Origin of the sequence: Amycolatopsis orientalis (genome assembly GCF_000943515.2) — a bacterium.
In the GTDB taxonomy this organism is placed as follows: Bacteria; Actinomycetota; Actinomycetes; order Mycobacteriales; family Pseudonocardiaceae; genus Amycolatopsis; species Amycolatopsis orientalis.
Map to the genome: position 1 here is coordinate 7,368,100 of NZ_CP016174.1, position 20,446 is coordinate 7,388,545.

The 20,446-nt window shown below is 66.0% G+C and carries 15 protein-coding genes and 3 rRNA genes; 7 read left to right on the top strand and 11 right to left on the bottom strand.

Annotated features, from left to right (window positions below):
* Nucleotides 1-31: 31 nt before the first annotated feature.
* The 3 genes from SD37_RS32050 to SD37_RS32060 form a co-directional block, all read right to left on the bottom strand.
* The gene (locus SD37_RS32050) at nt 32-934 is read right to left on the bottom strand and encodes a helix-turn-helix domain-containing protein (protein WP_044855851.1); all 903 of its coding nucleotides are present in this window, start codon (nt 932-934) and stop codon (nt 32-34) included.
* A 312-nt stretch (nt 935-1,246) separates the two neighbouring features.
* Complete coding sequence (locus SD37_RS32055) at nt 1,247-2,707, bottom strand: SagB/ThcOx family dehydrogenase (RefSeq protein ID WP_044855850.1); 1,461 nt, start codon at nt 2,705-2,707, stop codon at nt 1,247-1,249.
* Nucleotides 2,708-2,749: 42 nt separating this feature from the next.
* Nucleotides 2,750-5,023: a TOMM precursor leader peptide-binding protein gene (locus tag SD37_RS32060; protein WP_044855849.1), complete on the bottom strand. Its 2,274-nt coding sequence runs from the start codon at nt 5,021-5,023 to the stop codon at nt 2,750-2,752.
* A gap of 222 nt (nt 5,024-5,245) precedes the next feature.
* On the opposite strand from SD37_RS32060, the gene SD37_RS32065 reads away from it, so the two are divergent.
* From SD37_RS32065 to SD37_RS32080, 4 genes are all read left to right on the top strand, one after another.
* The gene (locus tag SD37_RS32065) at nt 5,246-6,085 is read left to right on the top strand and encodes an AfsR/SARP family transcriptional regulator (protein ID WP_174567869.1); all 840 of its coding nucleotides are present in this window, start codon (nt 5,246-5,248) and stop codon (nt 6,083-6,085) included.
* 46 nt (nt 6,086-6,131) lie between these two features.
* On the top strand, nt 6,132-6,818 hold the full coding sequence (locus SD37_RS32070) for a winged helix-turn-helix transcriptional regulator (RefSeq protein WP_044855848.1): 687 nt from the start codon (nt 6,132-6,134) through the stop codon (nt 6,816-6,818).
* A gap of 109 nt (nt 6,819-6,927) precedes the next feature.
* Nucleotides 6,928-7,506 carry a hypothetical protein gene (locus tag SD37_RS32075; protein ID WP_044855847.1) on the top strand — a complete coding sequence of 193 codons (579 nt, stop codon included), beginning with the start codon at nt 6,928-6,930 and terminating at the stop codon, nt 7,504-7,506.
* Nucleotides 7,503-8,837, top strand: coding sequence for a copper resistance CopC/CopD family protein (locus tag SD37_RS32080; protein ID WP_044855846.1), 1,335 nt, complete (start codon nt 7,503-7,505; stop codon nt 8,835-8,837). Before SD37_RS32075 ends, SD37_RS32080 begins: the two co-directional genes overlap by 4 nt.
* 7 nt (nt 8,838-8,844) lie before the next feature.
* Here the strand turns inward: SD37_RS32080 and SD37_RS32085 are convergent, their stop codons facing one another.
* The gene (locus SD37_RS32085; protein ID WP_083255143.1) at nt 8,845-9,453 is read right to left on the bottom strand and encodes a maleylpyruvate isomerase family mycothiol-dependent enzyme; all 609 of its coding nucleotides are present in this window, start codon (nt 9,451-9,453) and stop codon (nt 8,845-8,847) included.
* 304 nt (nt 9,454-9,757) lie between these two features.
* Between SD37_RS32085 and SD37_RS32090 the strand changes: the two genes are divergently transcribed.
* A complete protein-coding gene (locus SD37_RS32090) occupies nt 9,758-10,423 on the top strand; it encodes a M protein (RefSeq protein WP_236725162.1) in 666 nt (221 codons plus the stop codon).
* Here SD37_RS32090 and SD37_RS32095 read toward each other — a convergent pair.
* The gene (locus SD37_RS32095; RefSeq protein ID WP_044855843.1) at nt 10,420-10,782 is read right to left on the bottom strand and encodes a YciI family protein; all 363 of its coding nucleotides are present in this window, start codon (nt 10,780-10,782) and stop codon (nt 10,420-10,422) included. The genes SD37_RS32090 and SD37_RS32095 overlap by 4 nt on opposite strands.
* A 167-nt stretch (nt 10,783-10,949) precedes the next feature.
* Between SD37_RS32095 and SD37_RS32100 the strand changes: the two genes are divergently transcribed.
* A complete protein-coding gene (locus SD37_RS32100; protein WP_009081418.1) occupies nt 10,950-11,231 on the top strand; it encodes a metal-sensitive transcriptional regulator in 282 nt (93 codons plus the stop codon).
* Here SD37_RS32100 and SD37_RS32105 read toward each other — a convergent pair whose 3' ends face one another.
* The 3 genes from SD37_RS32105 to SD37_RS32110 are packed head-to-tail and all read right to left on the bottom strand — an operon-like array spanning nt 11,232 to nt 13,788.
* Nucleotides 11,232-13,391, bottom strand: coding sequence for a heavy metal translocating P-type ATPase (locus tag SD37_RS32105; RefSeq protein ID WP_044856038.1), 2,160 nt, complete (start codon nt 13,389-13,391; stop codon nt 11,232-11,234).
* Between the two features lie 32 nt (nt 13,392-13,423).
* Nucleotides 13,424-13,585 carry a hypothetical protein gene (locus SD37_RS43290; protein ID WP_167369677.1) on the bottom strand — a complete coding sequence of 54 codons (162 nt, stop codon included), beginning with the start codon at nt 13,583-13,585 and terminating at the stop codon, nt 13,424-13,426.
* Nucleotides 13,582-13,788 (bottom strand): heavy-metal-associated domain-containing protein, encoded by a 207-nt coding sequence (locus SD37_RS32110; RefSeq protein ID WP_037305529.1) that lies wholly within the window; start codon nt 13,786-13,788, stop codon nt 13,582-13,584. The genes SD37_RS43290 and SD37_RS32110 overlap by 4 nt, the downstream gene beginning before the upstream one ends.
* Nucleotides 13,789-13,884: 96 nt before the next feature.
* Here SD37_RS32110 and cobF point away from each other — a divergent pair, with 96 nt between their 5' ends.
* Nucleotides 13,885-14,652, top strand: coding sequence for a precorrin-6A synthase (deacetylating) (gene cobF, locus SD37_RS32115; protein WP_044855842.1), 768 nt, complete (start codon nt 13,885-13,887; stop codon nt 14,650-14,652).
* A 346-nt stretch (nt 14,653-14,998) separates the two neighbouring features.
* Here the strand turns inward: cobF and rrf are convergent.
* The 3 genes from rrf to SD37_RS32130 all read right to left on the bottom strand — a co-directional run bounded on the left by rrf (nt 14,999) and on the right by SD37_RS32130 (nt 20,176).
* Nucleotides 14,999-15,115, bottom strand: a 5S ribosomal RNA gene (gene rrf, locus SD37_RS32120).
* 83 nt (nt 15,116-15,198) lie between these two features.
* Nucleotides 15,199-18,333 (bottom strand): 23S ribosomal RNA (locus SD37_RS32125).
* A 328-nt stretch (nt 18,334-18,661) separates the two neighbouring features.
* Nucleotides 18,662-20,176, bottom strand: a 16S ribosomal RNA gene (locus tag SD37_RS32130).
* Together the 16S, 23S and 5S rRNA genes form the textbook arrangement of a ribosomal RNA operon.
* Nucleotides 20,177-20,446 lie beyond the last annotated feature (270 nt).

Below are 20,446 nucleotides of genomic sequence, written 5' to 3' on the forward strand. Positions count from 1 at the left end.
GTAACCGGGAGAACCGGGGAATAGGCCTGGCTCAGGCCACCGCGCGGAGATAGTCGGGGGCGGGCAGGGTCATGCGGTTGCCGGTGGAGGTCGGGCCGCCGGCGAGGGTGATCGCCATCGGCGCGTCGGTGGGCTGCGGGGTGCGCATCGGCATCCGCAGGTGGACACGGCCGTAGCGGGTGATGTCGACGCGGCCGGGCAGGGTGCCCACCGAGAACGACGACGCCGCGGTCCCGGCGGCGTGCTCGGCGACCGCGATCACGGTCCACCGGCCCTCCGGGACGTTCTGAATCTCGATGTCCGCCGAAAGGACGTTCGCCCTGCCGCCGAACGCGACCGGGCCGCACTGCGGGATCGACTCGGCGAACAGTCCGATGAGGACACTCGCCGGACCGGCCCCGCGCGGGGTCTCGATCCGCACACTGATCGTCCCGGTGCCCGCGTGCAGCGACGCGCAGCCCATTCCGGCGTTGTGCAATGCCTCCAACGAAGGCAGCCGCTGGAAATGCGGTGCCAGCGCCACCAGCAGCTCGCCGACCTCGGGATCGCGGTACTGGGTCGGGGTCATCCCGACCGCACGGGTGAAGCGGCTGGTGAACGTGCCGACGCTGCTGTAGCCGACACTGCACACGATGTCCGACACCGTCAGCGATGTCGTCAGCAGCAGTCGTTTCGCTTCGAAGAGCCGGATCGCGGTGAGATACCTGCCGGGGGTCACCCCGGTCGCCTTGGTGAAGATCCGCGAGAAGTGGAACGGGCTGACGAAGACTTCCGATGCCAGGTCGCCCAGGGTGATCGGGTCGAAGTACCTCGCGTGCATCGACGAGATGGCCTGCAGCACCGCGGGTTGCAGGGGAGACGCCGGCTCGGGAAGCCGACCGGGTTCGATGGCGCCTTTCTCGTTCGCCGCCGTGGCGACTGTTCGTAGCTGCATCAAGACCAACCTCGGATTCGCTGTCGCTTTTCCTCTGCACGCCAGCAAACGCGCCGGCTGTTTCAGAGCACTCGACACGCGATCGAGATGAGCCTCACCTGGGGTTATCCGGTGCTGCTCGATCGGCGAACGGTCGAAAGGCCTGTCCCCTGCGCCTCGCCTGTGACGATCAGCGTCTCAGCGTGGCGCTCGCGCCCCCCTCCCAAAACGACCGCCGTGAAGGCCTCCTTGAGGGACTCTGGGTCCCTCAAGGAGGCCTTCACGGACCGGCGCCTGGGTGCGCCGCTCAAGCACAGGAGTTCCGCCGTCCGCTCAGGCGGGGAAGTCGAGAACGCACTCACCGACGCCCACCTCGGCGGGCCAGTCGAGTTTGAGGGCGCGGTCGACGCGGTCGCCGGCGTCGACCGGGACGGCGTGCGCGGCCAGCCCCATGGCGCGGGCGACGAGATAGAGCGTCTGCTGCAAAGCGCCGACATGCGACAGGGTCGTGGAGTACGCGCCACCGCCGAGCACCGACGCCATCCGCGGCATCCGCGCGGTCACCGTGATCAGCGCCGAGGGCCGCCGGTGGTTGCCACCGCCGATCATCGCCATGTCGAGCATCGCGGCGAGATCGGCCTCGTCGTCGTTGACCAGGCTGAGCCGGTGGTCGAGCGGGTCGTAGTGGTAGATCCCGCGATCCAGCCCCGAGCACCGGTTCACCGAGACGTACAGCTCGAGTTCGTACAGGCACGCGACGCTGAAGTACGGCCGCTGCGAGGCGTTGTGCACCGGCCCTTCGGAAGCTTGCCCGTGCGGGAAGTGCGCGGGCCCGATCGACCGGATCCGCGCGCCGCGGAACAGGAACTCACCGATCTGCTCGGCCGAAAGGACACTCTCGGTGAACTCGGGGCAGGTGTGATCGTTCTCCAGCAACGTCGTCAGCGTGGGATCGGTCACCGCGCGGGCGGCCAGATCGGGCCGGTAGAGCGGATGGACCGGCCCCTCACCGGGGGCGGCCTTGACCACCGGCGGATTCCCCAGCCCAGGCAGAGCCGCCGGGCCACCGGGCCGCCAGGTGCGGCTCGTGGTGTGGAACAACAGTTCGTCCGGGGACCACAGGCTCAGTTCGGGGTCTTCGTCCTCGGCGAACCGGCCGTGCTCCCCGGCGAGCTGGACGACACCCGCGGCCACCAGATAGGAGACGATCGCGGCGACCACCCCGGCCTCGATCCCGGTCGTGGACACGATCTCCCCCACCGACTTCGCCGTCGCCAGCGTCGCCGCGACGTGCACCGCCCACGGCTGGTACAGCACGACGCGGTAGCGCGCGGACGGCGACTCCAGCCCCATCCCGTAGGCGTCGGAACGCAGGGAACAGAAGCGGGACAACCGGATCGGGCGCGCGGGCGGGACCTCCTCCGTACCGAACACCGGTGCCAGCGCGACCGGGATCACCGACAGCAGCGGGCCTCTCCCGTCGGCGAGCCCGAGCGAATGCACGACGGAACCGCCGAGTTCCTTGAGCGCCTGCCGCAGCGCGTCGGCGCCCTCGGCCGTCCAGCTCAGCTCGCCTTCGAGATCGGGCTCCCGCTCGACCGGCTCCCACGAGGACGTCACGTTCGCCAGCGAGACCGGCCCCAAGGCCATCCGCCGCAACGATTCCCGGACCAGTGGCTCGGCGTGGTCGAAATCGAACTCCCCCCAGCGCGTGACGACCACGAGTGAGCCGTCCTCACCGATCTCGACAAGGCTGTCGTCGGTGAGCGACCACAAGGGGATCGTCTCGGCCACACCGCCGGGGGGATCTGTCCTCAACTGCTGCTCCAGCCGGGTCTACAAGAACATGGGGAAGGGATTCAATCTTTCGTACGGGGTCGCCTCGGCGAGCCTGCCCAGCCGCACCGGGACGTCGAACAGCCGTCCCGGGGCGAAGCGGCTCCAGAAGGGCCGCAACCCCGGAACGACGACCCGGACCACCGGGAGGTCGATGTCGGGCCTGGTCTGATCGAGCACCAGCGTCTCCATCCCGAGCGCGGAAAGCTTGCGCACCAACGATTCCACGTCGTCCCGCACGTCGGACCGCCGGACGAACTTGAAGTCCGCGGCCCGTTTCGCCGACCGTCCAGGCGCCGGCAGCAGATACGGCTGGTTCGCGACCGTAGCGTGCCGGAGCCACCGCGCCGCGTCGGGATCGTCGAGTTCGACGTCGTTCTCGAGCACCGCCGGGATCATCTGGTTGAGCTCGCTGACCGCCCTCCGCAGCGCCGTCCTGGGATCCAGGTGGGCACCGAAGCCCATCATGACGTTCTCGCGCGGCCCGGCGATACTCCTGGACAGCGCGACCATCACCGGGACACCGAGATCCGCGGTCAGATCGAGGACCCACAGCTCCCGGCCGGCCCGCGCGTACTGGCCGGCCATCTCCTCGGCCCACGGGTCGTCGAACGAGGCGATGTCGATGCCGGGCACGGGAAGCCGGTTGTACCACCACATCGCGACGGCGTCGCGTTCGACGAGTTCGAGCAGGCCCTGCAGGATCGCGTCTTCGAGGCTGCTGCCCGCCGCGCAACCGTTGGAGTCGGCGCGCATCCCGCCGATCCCGCATTCCGGCGGCACGCCGTAATAGAGGTACGCCGTCGGCATCAGCTTCCGGCGCTGCCGCGACAGCGACCACAACGGCGTCCAGTCGACGGCCGCGTCGTCGTCGAACCGTTCGGGGACATGCTGGAAGATCGCGTGCCTGGCGTTCCATTCGTCACGGCCCGCGTACTGACGCTCGTCGAAGAGCATGCACGAGTTCGGGTGGACGGCGTCGTCGCCGAGCGCGCGGAAGGTGTCGTGGATGCGCAGTTCGTCGCCCTGGTAGTTCGCCGAGAACCGTTCGAGCGCCTCACACAGCGCGCCGACCTCCGCGTCGAGCGGACTCGCGCCCTTGCCGCCGTTGTCGCCGCGCAGCCCGGCCTGCAACCCGGCCTCCCCGCGGACGCGGCGGGCGACGTTGAGCCCGGAACGGTAGGCGTTCACGAACGCCGGCGCCCTCGGGTCACGGGCGATCTCCTTGATGATGCCGGTGACCGGGCTGACCAGATGGCCGTAGCGGTCGAGCACCTCGACCGGGGTGAGCGTCCGGTGCCCGCCACCGCCCGACGTCGCCTTCTTGGCCTCCCGCAGCACGACCGGCTCGGCCGTCCGCGCCGCGACGATCCCCTCGTCACCGCATTCCGGGCACTGCGGGCGCCGCCGCAGTTCGTGCAGCCGCCCCTGCAGGTCGAGGGTGTCCAGGATCCACACCGCCTGCTGACCCGGATACCGGTGGCCCGCCAGCCATTTCGACGCTTCGAGCGAGATCAGCTGCGACGCGGCCGCGGTCAGCGGCGGCACGGCGGGCATCGGGAACGAGGCCGGACCGTCGTGCCCGAGGACCTCCTGCACACACGCCTCCGCGTGCCGGTGCCCCCACAGCCGGTTGGTCAGGCAGTGCCAGCAGCCGGACCGGCCGGGCTGCAGGATCGGGCCGATCCACACCTGCGAACCCGACGGCCGGGCCAGCAGCCACGGCCTCCCGGTGCGCCGGTGCTCCGCGTCGATCTCGGCCAGCCTCGGGTCGAGGTAGTCGTCGCACAGCACGATCGCCAGCTCCGACGCCGTCGCGACCACTTCGATCCCGCTCGCGCCGAGCGCGTTCTCCACCTGCGAGGTGTCGACACCGCGGCCGATCGCGGTCAGGCTCGCGGTCGCGGGCTTCTGGCGGGAGGCCACCGCGGACGCGTCGAGACCGCACGCGTCCCAGTACGCGAGCGCGCGCTCGTCCCCGCTGAGCTCGTCCGGGACATGGACGGTCACCAGACCCGCCTCGACCAGCCTGGCCAGCACGCCGGTGACCTGTTCGGTGCTCATCCCCTCCGGGCAGGCGGACAGGAGCCCGTCGAGGTCACGGGTGCCGTCGAGCAGCGCCGCCACCGAGGCGACCTGCGCGCCGCGCATCGCGATGACACCCTGTTCCGAGAACAGGTAGGCACCGTTCCCTTCGCTGATCTCCGCACGCAGGTGCCGTTTGAACCCCAGGCCACCGCTGATCGAGCCGGACGTCGACGATGCCTCGCGCATGAGAACCCCCATGGTCGGTTCGGTCCCCCGAATCCTGCTGGGCGGGGACGGGCACCGGCCAGTGCGCTCTTCACGGGTCGGATGTGAAAAACCCATGTTTTCCCGGGACGCACGCACGCGGGACCTGGTGGACGGCTCACTGGCCCGGCGCCCCGCCGCTCTGTCACTGTCGACGTACTGGAAAACGGGACACGACGCGTATCGAGCTGGAGGGCGCTTGCGATGTATGCCGGATCACGAGTATCGGACACGCACCACGGCTCGGCACCTAACCCGAATCCGGACCTGTCCGCAAGCCCCGTCCGCTTCACCCTCCTCGGCCCGCTCGAACTGGTGCGGGACGGGATCGACTACGCGCCGACGACGCCGAAGCTGCTGCAGGTGCTCGCCATGCTGGTGATGAGCCCGGGGAAGATCGTGCACATCGACACGATCGTGCAGGAACTATGGGCCAACGACCCGCCGCGCAGCGTCCGCACCACCATGCACACCTACATCTACCAGCTGCGCCGGTGCATCGACGAGAACGACCTCGCCCCCTACGGCGAGGTGATGCTGGCGACGAAACCGCCGGGGTACGTGTTCCGGATCGAGCCGGAGCAGGTGGACGTCTTCGAGTTCCAGACGCTGCAGAGGAAGGGCCGGGAACTCCAGGTGCGGGACGAGCACGTCGAAGCGGCGAAGGCCTTCCGGTCCGCGCTCGACCTGTGGTCGGGACCGCCGCTGGCGAACGTCCACTGTGGACCGGTGCTGTCGGCGTACGCGGTCGACCTGGTCGAACAGCGGCGCAGCACCCTGCACCTGCGCATCGAGGCGGATATCGCGGCCGGGATGCGGCACGAGCTGATCGGCGAACTGCGCTCACTGGTCAGCGCGAACCCGCTGGACGAGGCCCTGCACGGCCAGCTGATCCGCGTACTCGGCCGCAGCGGACGGCGATCCGACGCCCTCGCGACCTATCGCCAGGTGCGCGCGAGGCTCAACAATGAACTCGGCGTGGAACCCTGCGACGAACTGCAGGTCCTGCACCACGGCCTGCTTTCCGAGGGTGAACCGGCGTGAACGGCGGAGCACACTCCCGGCACGGAACGAAAGTGAGGATCGGCGGATGAGCAGTCGTACCTATGGACAGTTCTGCGGTCTGGCCCGCGCGCTGGAGATCATCGGCGAACGCTGGTCACTGCTGATCGTCCGTGACCTCGTCCTCGGCCCGAAGCGGTTCACCGAGCTGCAGGCAGGCCTGCCCAAGATCCCGGCGAGCACGCTGTCCGCCCGGCTCAACGAACTCGAGCAGTCCGGCGTGCTCCGCCGCCGCCTGCTCCCCCAGCTCGACGCCGCGGTGGTCTACGAACTCACCGAGTACGGCGGCGAACTCGACCAGATCGTGCTGGACCTGGGCCTCTGGGGCGCGCGGTCGCTCGGGCGGCCCGCGCCTGAGGACGTCTTCACCCTGGACGCGGCGATCCTCTCGCTGTACACGACCTTCCAGAGCGAGAAGGCCAAGGGCATCCACGCCACCTACGAACTGCATTACCCGGGCGGGATGGTCCTGCACGCGATCATCGAGGACGGCGCCCTCAAGGTCGCGGACGGCGCGCATCCCGGCGCCGACGCGATGATCGAACCGCTGGGCCCGTTCATCACGGATCTGCTGAGCGGCCAGCTGTCCCCGGCCGAAGCGCTGCGGACCGGCAAGGTCCGGCTCGAAGGGGCGACGGAGTACCTGGAGTTGTTCACCCAGCTGTTCCACATCCCGGCCGCGCCGAAGGCGGCGCCCGGCATCGTCGTGCGCTGAACGGCCTAATCCGCAGGTCATTCCGCAATTCAGAGTAACGGAAACCGCCGATACGGCAGATATCGTCGGTATCCGTCACCGGTCGGTCTTTCCCCCAAGGAGCCCTTTCATGGCCGCACTCGATTCCGCACGTCCAGGCCTGCTCGCGTCGCTCAACGGGAAGTACCACCGCGCGGCGCTCCTCACCTTCGCGGTGGTCGTGGTGGCCCACTGGGCGGAACACCTCGTGCAGGCGTTCCAGATCTACGTCCTGGGCTGGAAGACGCCGGACGCCCGCGGCGTACTCGGCATCCCGTTCCCCAAGCTGATCAGCTCCGAATGGCTGCACTACGGCTACGCCATCATCATGCTGATCTTCCTGTTCGCCCTGCGCAAGGGGTTCGCCGGCCGTTCGCGTCAGTGGTGGAACCTGGCGCTCGGCCTGCAGTTCTGGCACCACATCGAACATCTGCTCCTGCTGATCCAGGCGCAGACCGGCTGGCGGCTCGGCGGTGGCACCGCGCCGAGCAGCATCATCCAGCTGTTCATCCCCCGGGTGGAACTGCACCTGTTCTACAACACGGTCGTCACCATCCCGATGATCATCGCGATGATCGTGCACCGGAAGGCCTCCGCCGCCGAACGGGAGCTGACCGGCTGCACGTGTTCGCCCGAAAGCCGGCGTGAGCTGGCGACCGCGGCGTCGTGACCAGGAGACTCTTCGCGCTCCTCGCTCTCGTGGCGGTGTGGTTCGGGGTCGCGGTACTCGCCGCGGCCCCGGCCTCGGCCCACGTCGAACTCCTCTCCTCGGACCCCGCCGACGGCGCCCGGCTCACTTCGGCGCCCGCGCAGGTCTCCGTCACCCTGTCGGAGAACATCGGCATCCAGCCGAACTCGATCAAGGTCGTCGACACCCAGGGCACGAACGTCGCCACCGGGCCGGTGTTCCAGCCGGGTGACGTCGCCGAGCAGGTCGCCGTCAGGCTGGAACCCGATCTCCCCGACGGCAGCTACCTCGTCGAGTACGCCTTCGTCTCGACCGATTCGCATCCGGTGCGCGGCACGATCGCGTTCGTCGTCGGCACCGGCCCCCTGATCACCTCGGCGGGTGCGGTGTCCGCGTCGACCGGGACAGACCCGGTGACCGACGCGCTGTTCACCACGTTCCGCTGGGGCTCGTTCGGCGGGGTCGCGCTGCTCGGCGGGCTGGTGTTCGTGCTGGTCTGCCGTCCGGGCGGCCGGACCGACCCGGCGGCGCGGAAGCTGATCACCGCGGGCGTCTGGCTCTCGGCGGTCACGGCCGTGGCCGGGTTCCTGCTGCAAGGCCCGTACGTCGCGGGCCGCGGCGTCGATGCGGTCTTCGACCCGGCCCTGATCGAGGCGACCCTGCGAGTGGCCTACGGGAAACTGCTGCTCCTGCGGCTGGCCGCGATCGCCGCGATCGCCGTGCTCGTGCGGCGGCTGCTGGCGGGCGATCTCCCGGAACGGCTGCGGTCACGGTACGAGAACCTCGGCATCGCGGCCGGGTTCCTCGTGATGCTGAGCTTCTCCGCGACCGGGCACGCGGTGGCCGACAAGATCATGTTCCTCTCGGTCAGCGCCGACCTCGCGCACTTCGGCGCGATGGCGGTCTGGGTCGGCGGCCTGATCCAGCTGGCCGTGCTGCTGCGCGGCCGGTATCCGGCGGAGGAGGCCGAGCCCGCCCTGGCGCGTTTCCACCCGATCGCGACCACGTCGATCGTGATCATGGTGGTCAGCGGCGCCTACCTGGGCTTCCGGCTCGTCCCGTCGGTGGAAGCGCTCTGGACGTCGGCCTACGGCATTGTCTTCCTGCTGAAGCTGACCGGGTTCGCCGCGTTGCTGCTGGTGGCGAACGTGAGCCGCGCCGCGGTGCGCCGCGGGATCACCGGCCGCGGCGGCACCGGCGTCGTGACCGCCGACCTGCGCCGGCTGCGGATCAGCGTCGGGGCCGAGGTGCTGATCGTGGCCGTCGTGCTCGCACTGGCCGCTGCGCTTTCGTCGATGTCCCCGACCGGCTGAGGGGCGCTCAGCCCTCGGTCGCCTCGTCCGGCGGGAGGAACGGCCCCCAGGTGAAGGCGCGGAGCCACGGCTCGGGATCGCCCAGCCAGTCGAGTGCGGCGATCTGGGCCGGGCTCCGGCGCCCGGCGAGCGACCGGTACAGGTCCGCGGGCGGTCCCGAGAGCACCGCGGCGACCGGTTCGGTCCCGGCGATCCAGCTCGCACCCTCGGTCTCGATCCGCATTCCGGGCAGCCCGTGCCTGGTCAGCGAGGCGCCGAGGCCACTGACGAGCACCTCGAAACCGCGGAGCCAGGCCGGATGCGCCTCGGGCAACGGGGCGCCGAGCGCGTACCGGAGATCGAGTTCGTGGGTGAAGGCGTCCATCACCATGATGTCGCCGCGGCTCTTGCCGTCGCCGTCCGCGGCGAGGAGGGTGTCGGCCTCGGGCCCGCGTTCGCTCCAGAGACGCAGCAGCGCGGCGACCGACGCCCGCTCCGGGTTCGGGCACGGTTCACCGCCGAACCGGGTGATCACCCGGTCGCAGATCTCCGTCAGATGAGCGAGCAGTTCCCGCACGGTCCACTGTGGACAAGCGGGGACGATCCGGTCGCCCGCGCCGGCGTGATCGGTGAGCAAGATCGCGATGTTCTCTCTGACCTGCCGATATCCTTCGGCCGCCGTCGCCGTATTCCAGCCAGGGACCCGAATTCGGCTGCTCGTCACGCGGCCACCTCCTGTGGGGGAAAGCAATGGTCGTCCATTCTCCCATCGGGAGAAGGATCACCCTTCTCCCCGCTTGCGCCGACCGCTCAGCGCAAAGATCACCCACCAGTGACGCGCGTCGTTGCGCCTTCAGGCACACTGGACAGGGAAAGCCCCGTGTGGCAAGAAAAATCTCACACCGGTGACGGATCGCCCACTGTGGAGGTGACCAATGGAAATGCCCGGCTTCGATCTGGCGTGGCGTGGCTTCAACCGCGCGCAGGTCCGGGAATTCGTTCGCGAGGTGGAAACCGAACTACGGCGAGTGGCCGCCGAACGCGACGAAGCGATCCGTCGCGAAGAAGCCCTCGCCGCCAGGCTCACCGCCGCACAAGAGGAAAACCGCGAACTGAAGAACACCGTCGACCGGATCAGTCGTGTGCCGATCGCCCCGGACGCGCTGCAAGAGCGGTCGCGCCGGATGCTCGAACTCACCCGGGAAGAAGCCGAGGACATCACCGCGCGCGCCGCCGAGGAGGCCGCCAAGGCCGAAGCGGAACGGAAGCGGGTCGCCGAAGACTTCGAACTCGCCATGACGCTGCGCCGGGCCGAGGCGATGCGTGCGCTCGCCGCCCGGGACGAGGCTTCGCAGGCGCGGGCGCGAAAACTGCTCGAGGACGCCGCCGAGAAGGGCGAACGCCTGGTCGCCGAAGCGCGAGAGAAAGCCGACGAGGCCCTCAGGCTGCGCGATGACGTGCTGAAACAGCTGGTCGGAGCCCGCGAACTGCTCGCGCAAGCCGGGACGGTCCTGGCGGTCACCGTGGATCCGAAACCGGAAGTGCCCGTTCAGCGCCGGAGCAGGTCAGAGCCCCGCGCCGGCGCCGAAGCGGCCACCACTACCTAGGCGTTGTCGCCGGAAGAAAAGACCACGGGCCGGATCTCCATCGCGTTGACATGCGCGTCCGGGATCTGGCCGGCGATCTCGATCGCGCGTTCCTTGCTGTCGCATTCGACCAGGTAGAAGCCCGCGAGGTACTCCTTCGACTCCGCGTACGGGCCATCGGTGACCACCGGGACGCCGTCACGCACCCGGACCACAGTGCTCTCCTTCGGCTCCGCCAGCGCCTGCGTCCCGAGCAGTTCGCCACTCTCGGACAGCTTCTTCATGAAAGGGTCGATCCTGGCGACCACCTCGTCGCGCTCCGCCTCGGGAAGGGCGTCCCACGCGGTGGGGTTCATCGTGATCATGATCATGTACTTCATCGGTGTTCCTCCTGGTCGTCCGGCCGGTGCCCGGCCGCTCACGCAGGAGTCGGAGCCGCCGGATCGTCCTCGACATCCTGGCAGCCACGAATTTCGCCCGCCCGGGCGGATACGTGGGGAGGGTATACTGGCCGGAGGTTGGGGATCGACGAGAGAACGGGTGCGGAATGACGGGCTACGGCAGCGAGCGAGAGGCCTATCTCAAGCGCCTGCGCCGGATCGAGGGGCAGATCCGCGGCTTGCAGCGGATGGTCGAAGAGGACAAGTACTGCATCGACATCCTGACCCAGGTGTCCGCGGCCACCAAGGCACTGCAGTCGTTCTCCCTCGAACTGCTGGACGAGCACCTCGCCACCTGTGTGGTGCAGGCCGCCGCCGCGGGCGGGGAAGAGGCCGACCTCAAGGTCCGGGAAGCCTCGGACGCCATCGCCCGGCTGGTCCGTTCCTGATCACCCGGCGGTGGCGAACCTTCGCAGCCGCAGGCTGTTGGTGACCACGAAGACCGAGGAGAACGCCATCGCCGCCCCGGCGATCATGGGGTTGAGCAGGCCGAGCGCGGCCAGCGGCAGCGCGGCGACGTTGTAGGCGAACGCCCAGAACAGGTTGCCCTTGATCGTGGCGAGCGTCCGGCGCGAGAGCCGGATGGCGTCCACGGCGGCACGCAGGTCGCCCCGCACGAGCGTCAGGTCACCCGCCTCGATGGCGGCGTCCGTCCCGGTTCCCATGGACAGGCCGAGGTCGGCCTGCGCGAGCGCGGCCGCGTCGTTGACACCGTCACCGACCATGGCGACCACCCGGCCTTCGGCCTGCAGGCGTTTGACGACGTCGACCTTGCCGGCGGGCAGGACCTCGGCGATGACCTCGTCGATCCCCACCTCGGCCGCGACGGCCTCGGCGGAGCCGGTGTTGTCGCCGGTGAGCAGGACCGGCCGGAGCCCGAGCGCCCGCAGTCCGGCGACGGCCTCGGCCGACGTCGGCTTGACCGTGTCGGCGACGACGATCACGCCCCGCGCCTCACCGTCCCAGGCGACGACCACGGCGGTCGCGCCGCGTTCCTCGGCGGCCGCTTTGAGCCGGGAGAACTCCTCGCCGACGGCGATGTCGTGCTGTTCGAGCAGCGCGGGGCGCCCGGCCAGAACGGTCTTGCCTTCCACCTCGCCGACGACACCCAGGCCCTCGACGCCGCGGAACCCCTTGACCGGGGGTAGCTCGCCGAGCCGCTCTTCGGCGGCGGAAGCGATCGCGCGGGCGATCGGATGCTCGGAAGCGTGCTCGACGGCCGCGGCGAGCCGGAGGACCTCGGTCTCCTCGGCACCGTGGACGCCGGTGAGGCTCATCTTCCCGGCGGTCACCGTGCCGGTCTTGTCCAGGACGACGGTGTCGACCTTCCGGGTGGATTCGAGCACTTCGGGGCCCTTGATCAGGATGCCCAGCTGCGCGCCGCGACCGGTGCCGACCAGCAACGCGGTCGGCGTGGCCAGGCCCAGCGCGCACGGGCAGGCGATGATCAGGACCGCGACGGCGGCGGTGAAGGCGGCGTCCGCTCCGCTGCCCGCGCCGAGCCAGAAGCCGAGGGTGCCGACCGCGAGCGCGATCACCACCGGGACGAAGACGGCCGAGACGCGATCGGCGAGCCGCTGGACCCGCGCTTTGCCGTTCTGCGCGTCTTCGACCAGTCGCGCCATCCGCGCGAGCTGGGTGTCGGCCCCGACGCGGGTGGCGCGGACGACGAGCCTGCCGCCGGCGTTGACCGTCCCGCCGACGACGGCGTCGCCGACGGTCACCTCGACCGGGACGGCTTCCCCCGTCAGCATGCTGAGGTCGACCGCCGACCCGCCGTCGGTGACGAGACCGTCGATCGCGATCTTCTCCCCCGGCCGCACGACGAACTCGTCACCGGCCTTCAGTTCGCCGATCGGGACCCGGCTCTCGGCACCTTCCTTGAGGACGGCGACGTCCTTCGCGCCGAGTTCGAGCAACGCGCGCAGAGCGGCGCCGGAGCGGCGCTTGGACCGAGCCTCGAAGTAGCGGCCCGCCAGGAGGAACGTCGTGACCCCGGCGGCGACCTCGAGGTAGAGGTTGCCCGCGCCGGATCCGCGTTCCATGGTCAGATCGAAGCCGTGCCGCATCCCGGGTGTCCCGGCGGTGCCGAACAGCAGCGCGTAGAGCGACCAGAGCGTGGCGGCCGCGACGCCGAGGGAGATCAGGGTGTCCATGGTGGCGGCGCCGTGCCGGAAGTTCGTCCAGGCGGGCCGGTGGAACGGCCACGCGCCCCAGGTGACGACGGGGGCGGCCAGCGCCAGCGAGATCCATTGCCAGTAGGTGAACTGCCAGGCCGGGACCATCGCCAGCACGATCACCGGAACGGCGAGCGCCGCGGAGACGATGAGCCGGGTACGCAACCCGTCGGTCTGGTCCGCGTCGTCGTCCGGCTGAGGCGGCTCGGCCGTATAACCCGCGGACTCGACGACGCCGACGAGGTCGTCCACCGAGACCGCGGCCGGGAAATCGACCTGAGCCTTCTCGGTGGCGTAATTGACCGTCGCGGAGACGCCGTCGACCTTGTTCAGCTTGCGTTCGACCCGGGCGGCGCAGGACGCGCAGGTCATCCCGCCGATGGCCAGTTCGACGCGCCGGGTCGTCACGGCGTGCCTCCCGGATGGTGTCCGCCGTGCTCACTGGTCGGCGCGGGCGGAACCGGCGCCTCGTCCAGTGGCCCCACGGCGGAGCCGATCGCCCAGGCGACGACGAACACCGCGACCAGAGCCGCGGCGAACGCCGACACCTTGACGGCGGTGCTCACGAGACGAGCTGATAACCGGCCTCGGTGACGGCCGCGTCGACGACCTGGACGTCGAGCGGGGCCTCGCTGGTGACGGTGACCTTGCCGCCCGCCACGTCCACGTTCACGGCGCTGACGCCGTCGATCCCGCTGACCTCCTCGGTGACCGAGGCGGCGCAGTGCCCGCAGGACATGCCCTTGACGGTGTAGGTGGTTTCGGCCATCGGTACGAACTCCTCTACAGGACAGACGAAGCGATCACCCTATTTATACCCCATGGGGGTAGGGGTGTGCCTGGCGGGGCCGGGCACACTGCGACGATGAGGAAGATCTTCGCCATCGGCATCGGTGCCGGCGACCCGGAACACCTGACCGTCCAGGCCGTCCGCACCCTGAACGAGACCGATGTCTTCTTCGTGCTCGACAAGGGTTCAGAGAAGCAGGACCTGGTGGGCCTGCGCCAGGAGATCCTGGACCGGTTCGTCGAGCGGCCCGGGTACCGCGTCGTGCGGGCACAGGACCCCGAACGCGACCGTACTCCGGACGACTACGGGAAGGCCGTCGCCGACTGGCACCGGCTCCGCACGGACGTCTACGAGGAGATGATCCGCTCCCTCGGTCCAGGCGAGCGGGGCGCGTTCCTCGTCTGGGGAGACCCGGCGCTCTACGACTCGACCCTGACGTTGCTCGACGCCGTACTCGCGCGGGGGAATGTCGAGTTCGAGTACGAGGTCATCCCGGGGGTCAGCAGCGTGGCCGCGCTGACGTCCCGGCACCGGACCACGATGAACCAGATCGGACGGCCGGTGCTGATCACGACCGGCCGTCGTCTCGAGGCCGGCTGGCCCGCGGACGTCGACGACGTCTTCGTGATGTTGGACGCCCAGTGCACGTTCTCGCGGTTCGTCGACGAGGGACTGGAGATCTACTGGGGCGCGTACCTCGGAACCGCGGACGAACTCCTGCTCTCCGGCCCTTTGGACACCGCCCTCGCGTCCCGGATCCGCTCCGTCCGCACCGAAGCCCGCTCCCGCAAGGGCTGGATCATGGACATCTACCACCTCCGCCGCCCCGCCCCACGCGTTTAGTCCTCTGAATGCGTAGCCCGGTGAGCCCCACCCCGATGCGTTGAGTCCTCTGGATGTGGGGAGCGGTGGCCTCGCTCGCGGTGTGTGACTGGTTCGTTGGTGGGGGTGTGTGGATTGTGGGACGTTAGATGTCCCGGAATCCACACGGTCTCGTGTGACCGGCCCGGTGACTCATTGTCGGGAACCTCCGCGGCCCGCCCCGATCATGCGTTTGGTCCTCTGGATGCGGGAGGTAGGTCTCTCGGGTGTGCGTTGAGAGGACTAAACGCGTGGGGTGGGGACGAGAAAAAGGCCCAGATCGGGAGAACCGGGGGTTCTCGACCGATCTGGGCCTTTTCTAAGGTTAGTCCGGCGGTGTCCTACTCTCCCACAACCCTTCGGTTGCAGTACCATCGGCGCTGTCAGGCTTAGCTTCCGGGTTCGGAATGGGACCGGGCGTTTCCCTGACGCTATGACCACCGAAACACTGTGAAACAACCACTCCACCGAATCTTGCTGGTGGTTGTGTGGTGTTTCAGAGCTGTAGAGTGGATGCGTAACATCTTTGTGGGCAAGTCCTCGGCCTATTAGTACCAGTCAACTCGACAACACATTACTGTGCTTCCATTTCTGGCCTATCAACCCAATGGTCTGTTGGGGGCCTTAACCCACAAGGGGTGGGATACCTCATCTTGGAACAGGCTTCCCGCTTAGATGCCTTCAGCGGTTATCCCTTCCGAACGTGGCCAACCAGCCATGCCACTGGCGTGACAACTGGCATACCAGAGGTTCGTCCGTCCCGGTCCTCTCGTACTAGGGACAGCCTTCCTCAAGTATCCTACGCGCGCGGCGGATAGGGACCGAACTGTCTCACGACGTTCTAAACCCAGCTCGCGTGCCGCTTTAATGGGCGAACAGCCCAACCCTTGGGACCTACTCCGGCCCCAGGATGCGACGAGCCGACATCGAGGTGCCAAACCATGCCGTCGATATGGACTCTTGGGCAAGATCAGCCTGTTATCCCGGGGTACCTTTTATCCGTTGAGCGACACCCCTTCCACCAGGTGGTGCCGGATCACTAGTCCCGACTTTCGTCCCTGCTCGACATGTCTGTCTCACAGTCAAGCTCCCTTGTGCACTTGCACTCAACACCTGATTGCCAACCAGGCTGAGGGAACCTTTGGGCGCCTCCGTTACTCTTTAGGAGGCAACCGCCCCAGTTAAACTACCCATCAGGCACTGTCCCTGAACCAGATCATGGTCCGAGGTTCAGATTCCCAATCCGACCAGAGTGGTATTTCAACAACGACTCCACCAACACTAGCGTGCCAGCTTCACAGTCTCCCACCTATCCTACACAAGCCGAACCGAAAACCAATACCAAACTATAGTAAAGGTCCCGGGGTCTTTCCGTCCTGCCGCGCGTAACGAGCATCTTTACTCGTAGTGCAATTTCGCCGGGCCTGTGGTTGAGACAGCCGGAAAGTCGTTACGCCATTCGTGCAGGTCGGAACTTACCCGACAAGGAATTTCGCTACCTTAGGATGGTTATAGTTACCACCGCCGTTTACTGGCGCTTAAATTCTCAGCTTCACCCCGAAAGGTTAACCGGTCCTCTTAACGTTCCAGCACCGGGCAGGCGTCAGTCCATATACATCGTCTTGCGACTTCGCATGGACCTGTGTTTTTAGTAAACAGTCGCTTTCCGCTGGTCTCTGCGGCCACGATTCCCTAGTCCGTAAAGGACTTCAAGAACCCTGGCCCCCCTTCTCCCGAAGTTACGGGGGCATTTTGCCGAGTTCCTTAACCACAGTTCACCCGATCGCCTTAGTATTCTCTACCTGACCACCTGTGTTGGTTTGGGGTACGGGCCGTGCACGCACTCGCTAGAGGCTTTTCTCGGCAGCATAGGATCACTCTACTTCACCTCAATCGGCTACGCATCACGTCTCAGCCTTGATGAAACACGGATTTACCTATGTTTCGGCCTACACGCTTACACCAGTACTACCACTCACTGGCGGAGCTACCTTCCTGCGTCACCCCATCACTCGACTACTACGGAATCAGATCCCACGCTCCACACAGAAACCTCCGTCCGAAGACATCGGTAACCGGCTTTGGGTGGTTAGTATCAACCGCCTCATCCTGGGCGCACGTGCTCGGGTACGGGAATATCAACCCGTTATCCATCGACTACGCCTGTCGGCCTCGCCTTAGGTCCCGACTTACCCTGGGCGGATTAGCCTGGCCCAGGAACCCTTGGTCATCCGGCGGCAGAGTTTCTCACTCTGCATTCGCTACTCATGCCTGCATTCTCACTCCCACACCCTCCACGACTGGCTTCCGCCGCCGCTTCCCTGGATGCAGGACGCTCCCCTACCCATCCACACCACTAGACACACACTTCAAGAGTGTGAGCCGATGTATTGTATGAATGACACAGCTTCGGCGGTGTGCTTAAGCCCCGCTACATTGTCGGCGCAGGACCACTTGACCAGTGAGCTATTACGCACTCTTTCAAGGGTGGCTGCTTCTAAGCCAACCTCCTGGTTGTCTGGGCAATCCCACATCCTTTCCCACTGAGCACACACTTAGGGGCCTTAGCTGGTGTTCTGGGCTGTTTCCCTCTCGACGACGAAGCTTATCCCCCGCCGTCTCACTGCCACGCTCTCACTTATTGGTATTCGGAGTTTGGTTGATTTCGGTAACCCGGTAAGGCCCCTAGACCATCCAGTAGCTCTACCCCCAACAAGAAACACGTGACGCTGCACCTAAATGCATTTCGGGGAGAACCAGCTATCACGGAGTTTGATTGGCCTTTCACCCCTACCCACAGCTCATCCCCTCAGTTTTCAACCTAAGTGGGTTCGGCCCTCCACGTCGTCTTACCGACGCTTCAGCCTGGCCATGGGTAGATCACTCCGCTTCGGGTCTAGACCACGCGACTCAATCGCCCTATTCAGACTCGCTTTCGCTACGGCTACCCCACACGGGTTAACCTCGCCACGCAGCACTAACTCGCAGGCTCATTCTTCAAAAGGCACGCCATCACCGTAACATCCAAAGGATGTGCTCGGGCTCTGACGGCTTGTAGGCACACGGTTTCAGGTACTCTTTCACTCCCCTCCCGGGGTACTTTTCATCTTTCCCTCACGGTACTAGTCCGCTATCGGTCTTCAGGAAGTATTTAGGCTTACCGGGTGGTCCCGGCAGATTCACAGCAAATTCCACGAGCTCGCTGCTACTCGGGAACACCACCAAGGTCTCTGAAACTGGTTTTCGCGTACGGGACTCTCACCCACTCCGGTCGCCCATCCCAAGGCGTTCCACTAACCAGCACATCAACCCGAAGAAATGTCAGTCTCTTCAAGGCGGGTCCCACAACACCACACACACAACGCCTGACAGCTTGACATGTGCATGGTTTAGCCTCTTCCGCTTTCGCTCGCCACTACTCACGGAATCACGGTTGTTTTCTCTTCCTACGGGTACTGAGATGTTTCACTTCCCCGCGTTCCCTCCACGCACCCTATATATTCAGATGCGGGTAACACCACATAACTGGTGCTGGGTTTCCCCATTCGGAAATCCTCGGATCACAGCTCGGTTGACAGCTCCCCGAGGCATATCGCAGCCTCCCACGTCCTTCATCGGCTCCTGAAGCCAAGACATCCACCATGTGCCCTTAATAACTTGACCACAAAGATGCTCGCATCCACTCTACAGTTCTCAAACACCACACCAGAAACAAACGTCCCCGGGACTGTGTCCAGCCCCTCGGCGTGTTGCCTCAGGACCCAACAGCGTGCCAATGAACACCGAGTACCCCCTGACCCCACAACACACGTTCCACGCTCCCCGAAGAGAAGCAGTACTAGCCCGTGCGGGCATCAAGCGAACCGGCATAAACCAGTAGTTCCACAATTCCTTGAGCAAGCCCGGCAACACCACAGTCGGGTGTTGAGCCGTGCCCACTCCACCACCGTTGGTCCGGGTATCCCGGCGGGGTGGATGTGTTGCTCCTTAGAAAGGAGGTGATCCAGCCGCACCTTCCGGTACGGCTACCTTGTTACGACTTCGTCCCAATCGCCAGTCCCACCTTCGACCACTCCCCCCCTTGCGGGTTGGGCCATGGGCTTCGGGTGTTACCGACTTTCATGACGTGACGGGCGGTGTGTACAAGGCCCGGGAACGTATTCACCGCAGCGTTGCTGATCTGCGATTACTAGCGACTCCGACTTCACGCAGTCGAGTTGCAGACTGCGATCCGAACTGAGACCGGCTTTAAGGGATTCGCTCCACCTCGCGGTATCGCAGCCCTCTGTACCAGCCATTGTAGCATGTGTGAAGCCCTGGACATAAGGGGCATGATGACTTGACGTCATCCCCACCTTCCTCCGAGTTGACCCCGGCAGTCTCCCACGAGTCCCCGCCATAACGCGCTGGCAACGTAGGATAAGGGTTGCGCTCGTTGCGGGACTTAACCCAACATCTCACGACACGAGCTGACGACAGCCATGCACCACCTGTACACCAACCACAAGGGAAGCCCTATCTCTAGGGATGTCTGGCGCATGTCAAGCCCAGGTAAGGTTCTTCGCGTTGCATCGAATTAATCCACATGCTCCGCCGCTTGTGCGGGCCCCCGTCAATTCCTTTGAGTTTTAGCCTTGCGGCCGTACTCCCCAGGCGGGGCGCTTAATGCGTTAGCTACGGCACGGACAACGTGGATGTCGCCCACACCTAGCGCCCAACGTTTACAGCGTGGACTACCAGGGTATCTAATCCTGTTCGCTCCCCACGCTTTCGCTCCTCAGCGTCAGTATCGGCCCAGAGACCCGCCTTCGCCACCGGTGTTCCTCCTGATATCTGCGCATTTCACCGCTACACCAGGAATTCCAGTCTCCCCTACCGAACTCAAGTCTGCCCGTATCGCCCGCACGCTCCACGTTAAGCGTGGAGTTTTCACGAACGACGCGACAAACCGCCTACGAGCTCTTTACGCCCAATAATTCCGGACAACGCTCGCACCCTACGTATTACCGCGGCTGCTGGCACGTAGTTAGCCGGTGCTTCTTATCCAGGTACCGTCACTTGCGCTTCGTCCCTGGCGAAAGAGGTTTACAACCCGAAGGCCGTCATCCCTCACGCGGCGTCGCTGCATCAGGCTTGCGCCCATTGTGCAATATTCCCCACTGCTGCCTCCCGTAGGAGTCTGGGCCGTGTCTCAGTCCCAGTGTGGCCGGTCACCCTCTCAGGCCGGCTACCCGTCGTCGCCTTGGTAGGCCATTACCCCACCAACAAGCTGATAGGCCGCGGGCTCATCCTGTACCGCCGGAGCTTTCCACCAAACCCCATGCGAGGCTCAGTCATATCCGGTATTAGACCCAGTTTCCCAGGCTTATCCCAAAGTACAGGGCAGATTGCCCACGTGTTACTCACCCGTTCGCCACTAATCCACCCGAAGGCTTCATCGTTCGACTTGCATGTGTTAAGCACGCCGCCAGCGTTCGTCCTGAGCCAGGATCAAACTCTCCAACAATGTCAAATTTGATCGAGGCAATTTAATGCTCTCAAAGGAACCTCAAACGAGGTTCAAATACATAAGCTCTACTGGCTTAGTTCACTAGCACACTGTTGAGTTCTCAAGCAACACACCCCAGATCGCACCGCACTCACACGGCCTTATCCGAAGCAGTCATTCCTAGCAGTTTTTGGTGGGACACCCACTCAATCGCGCTGAGCGAGAGCTTGGTTCGTGTCCCGGTCGGCCACCCGGTTTCCCTGGCGACTTGGAGAACTTTACATGGCC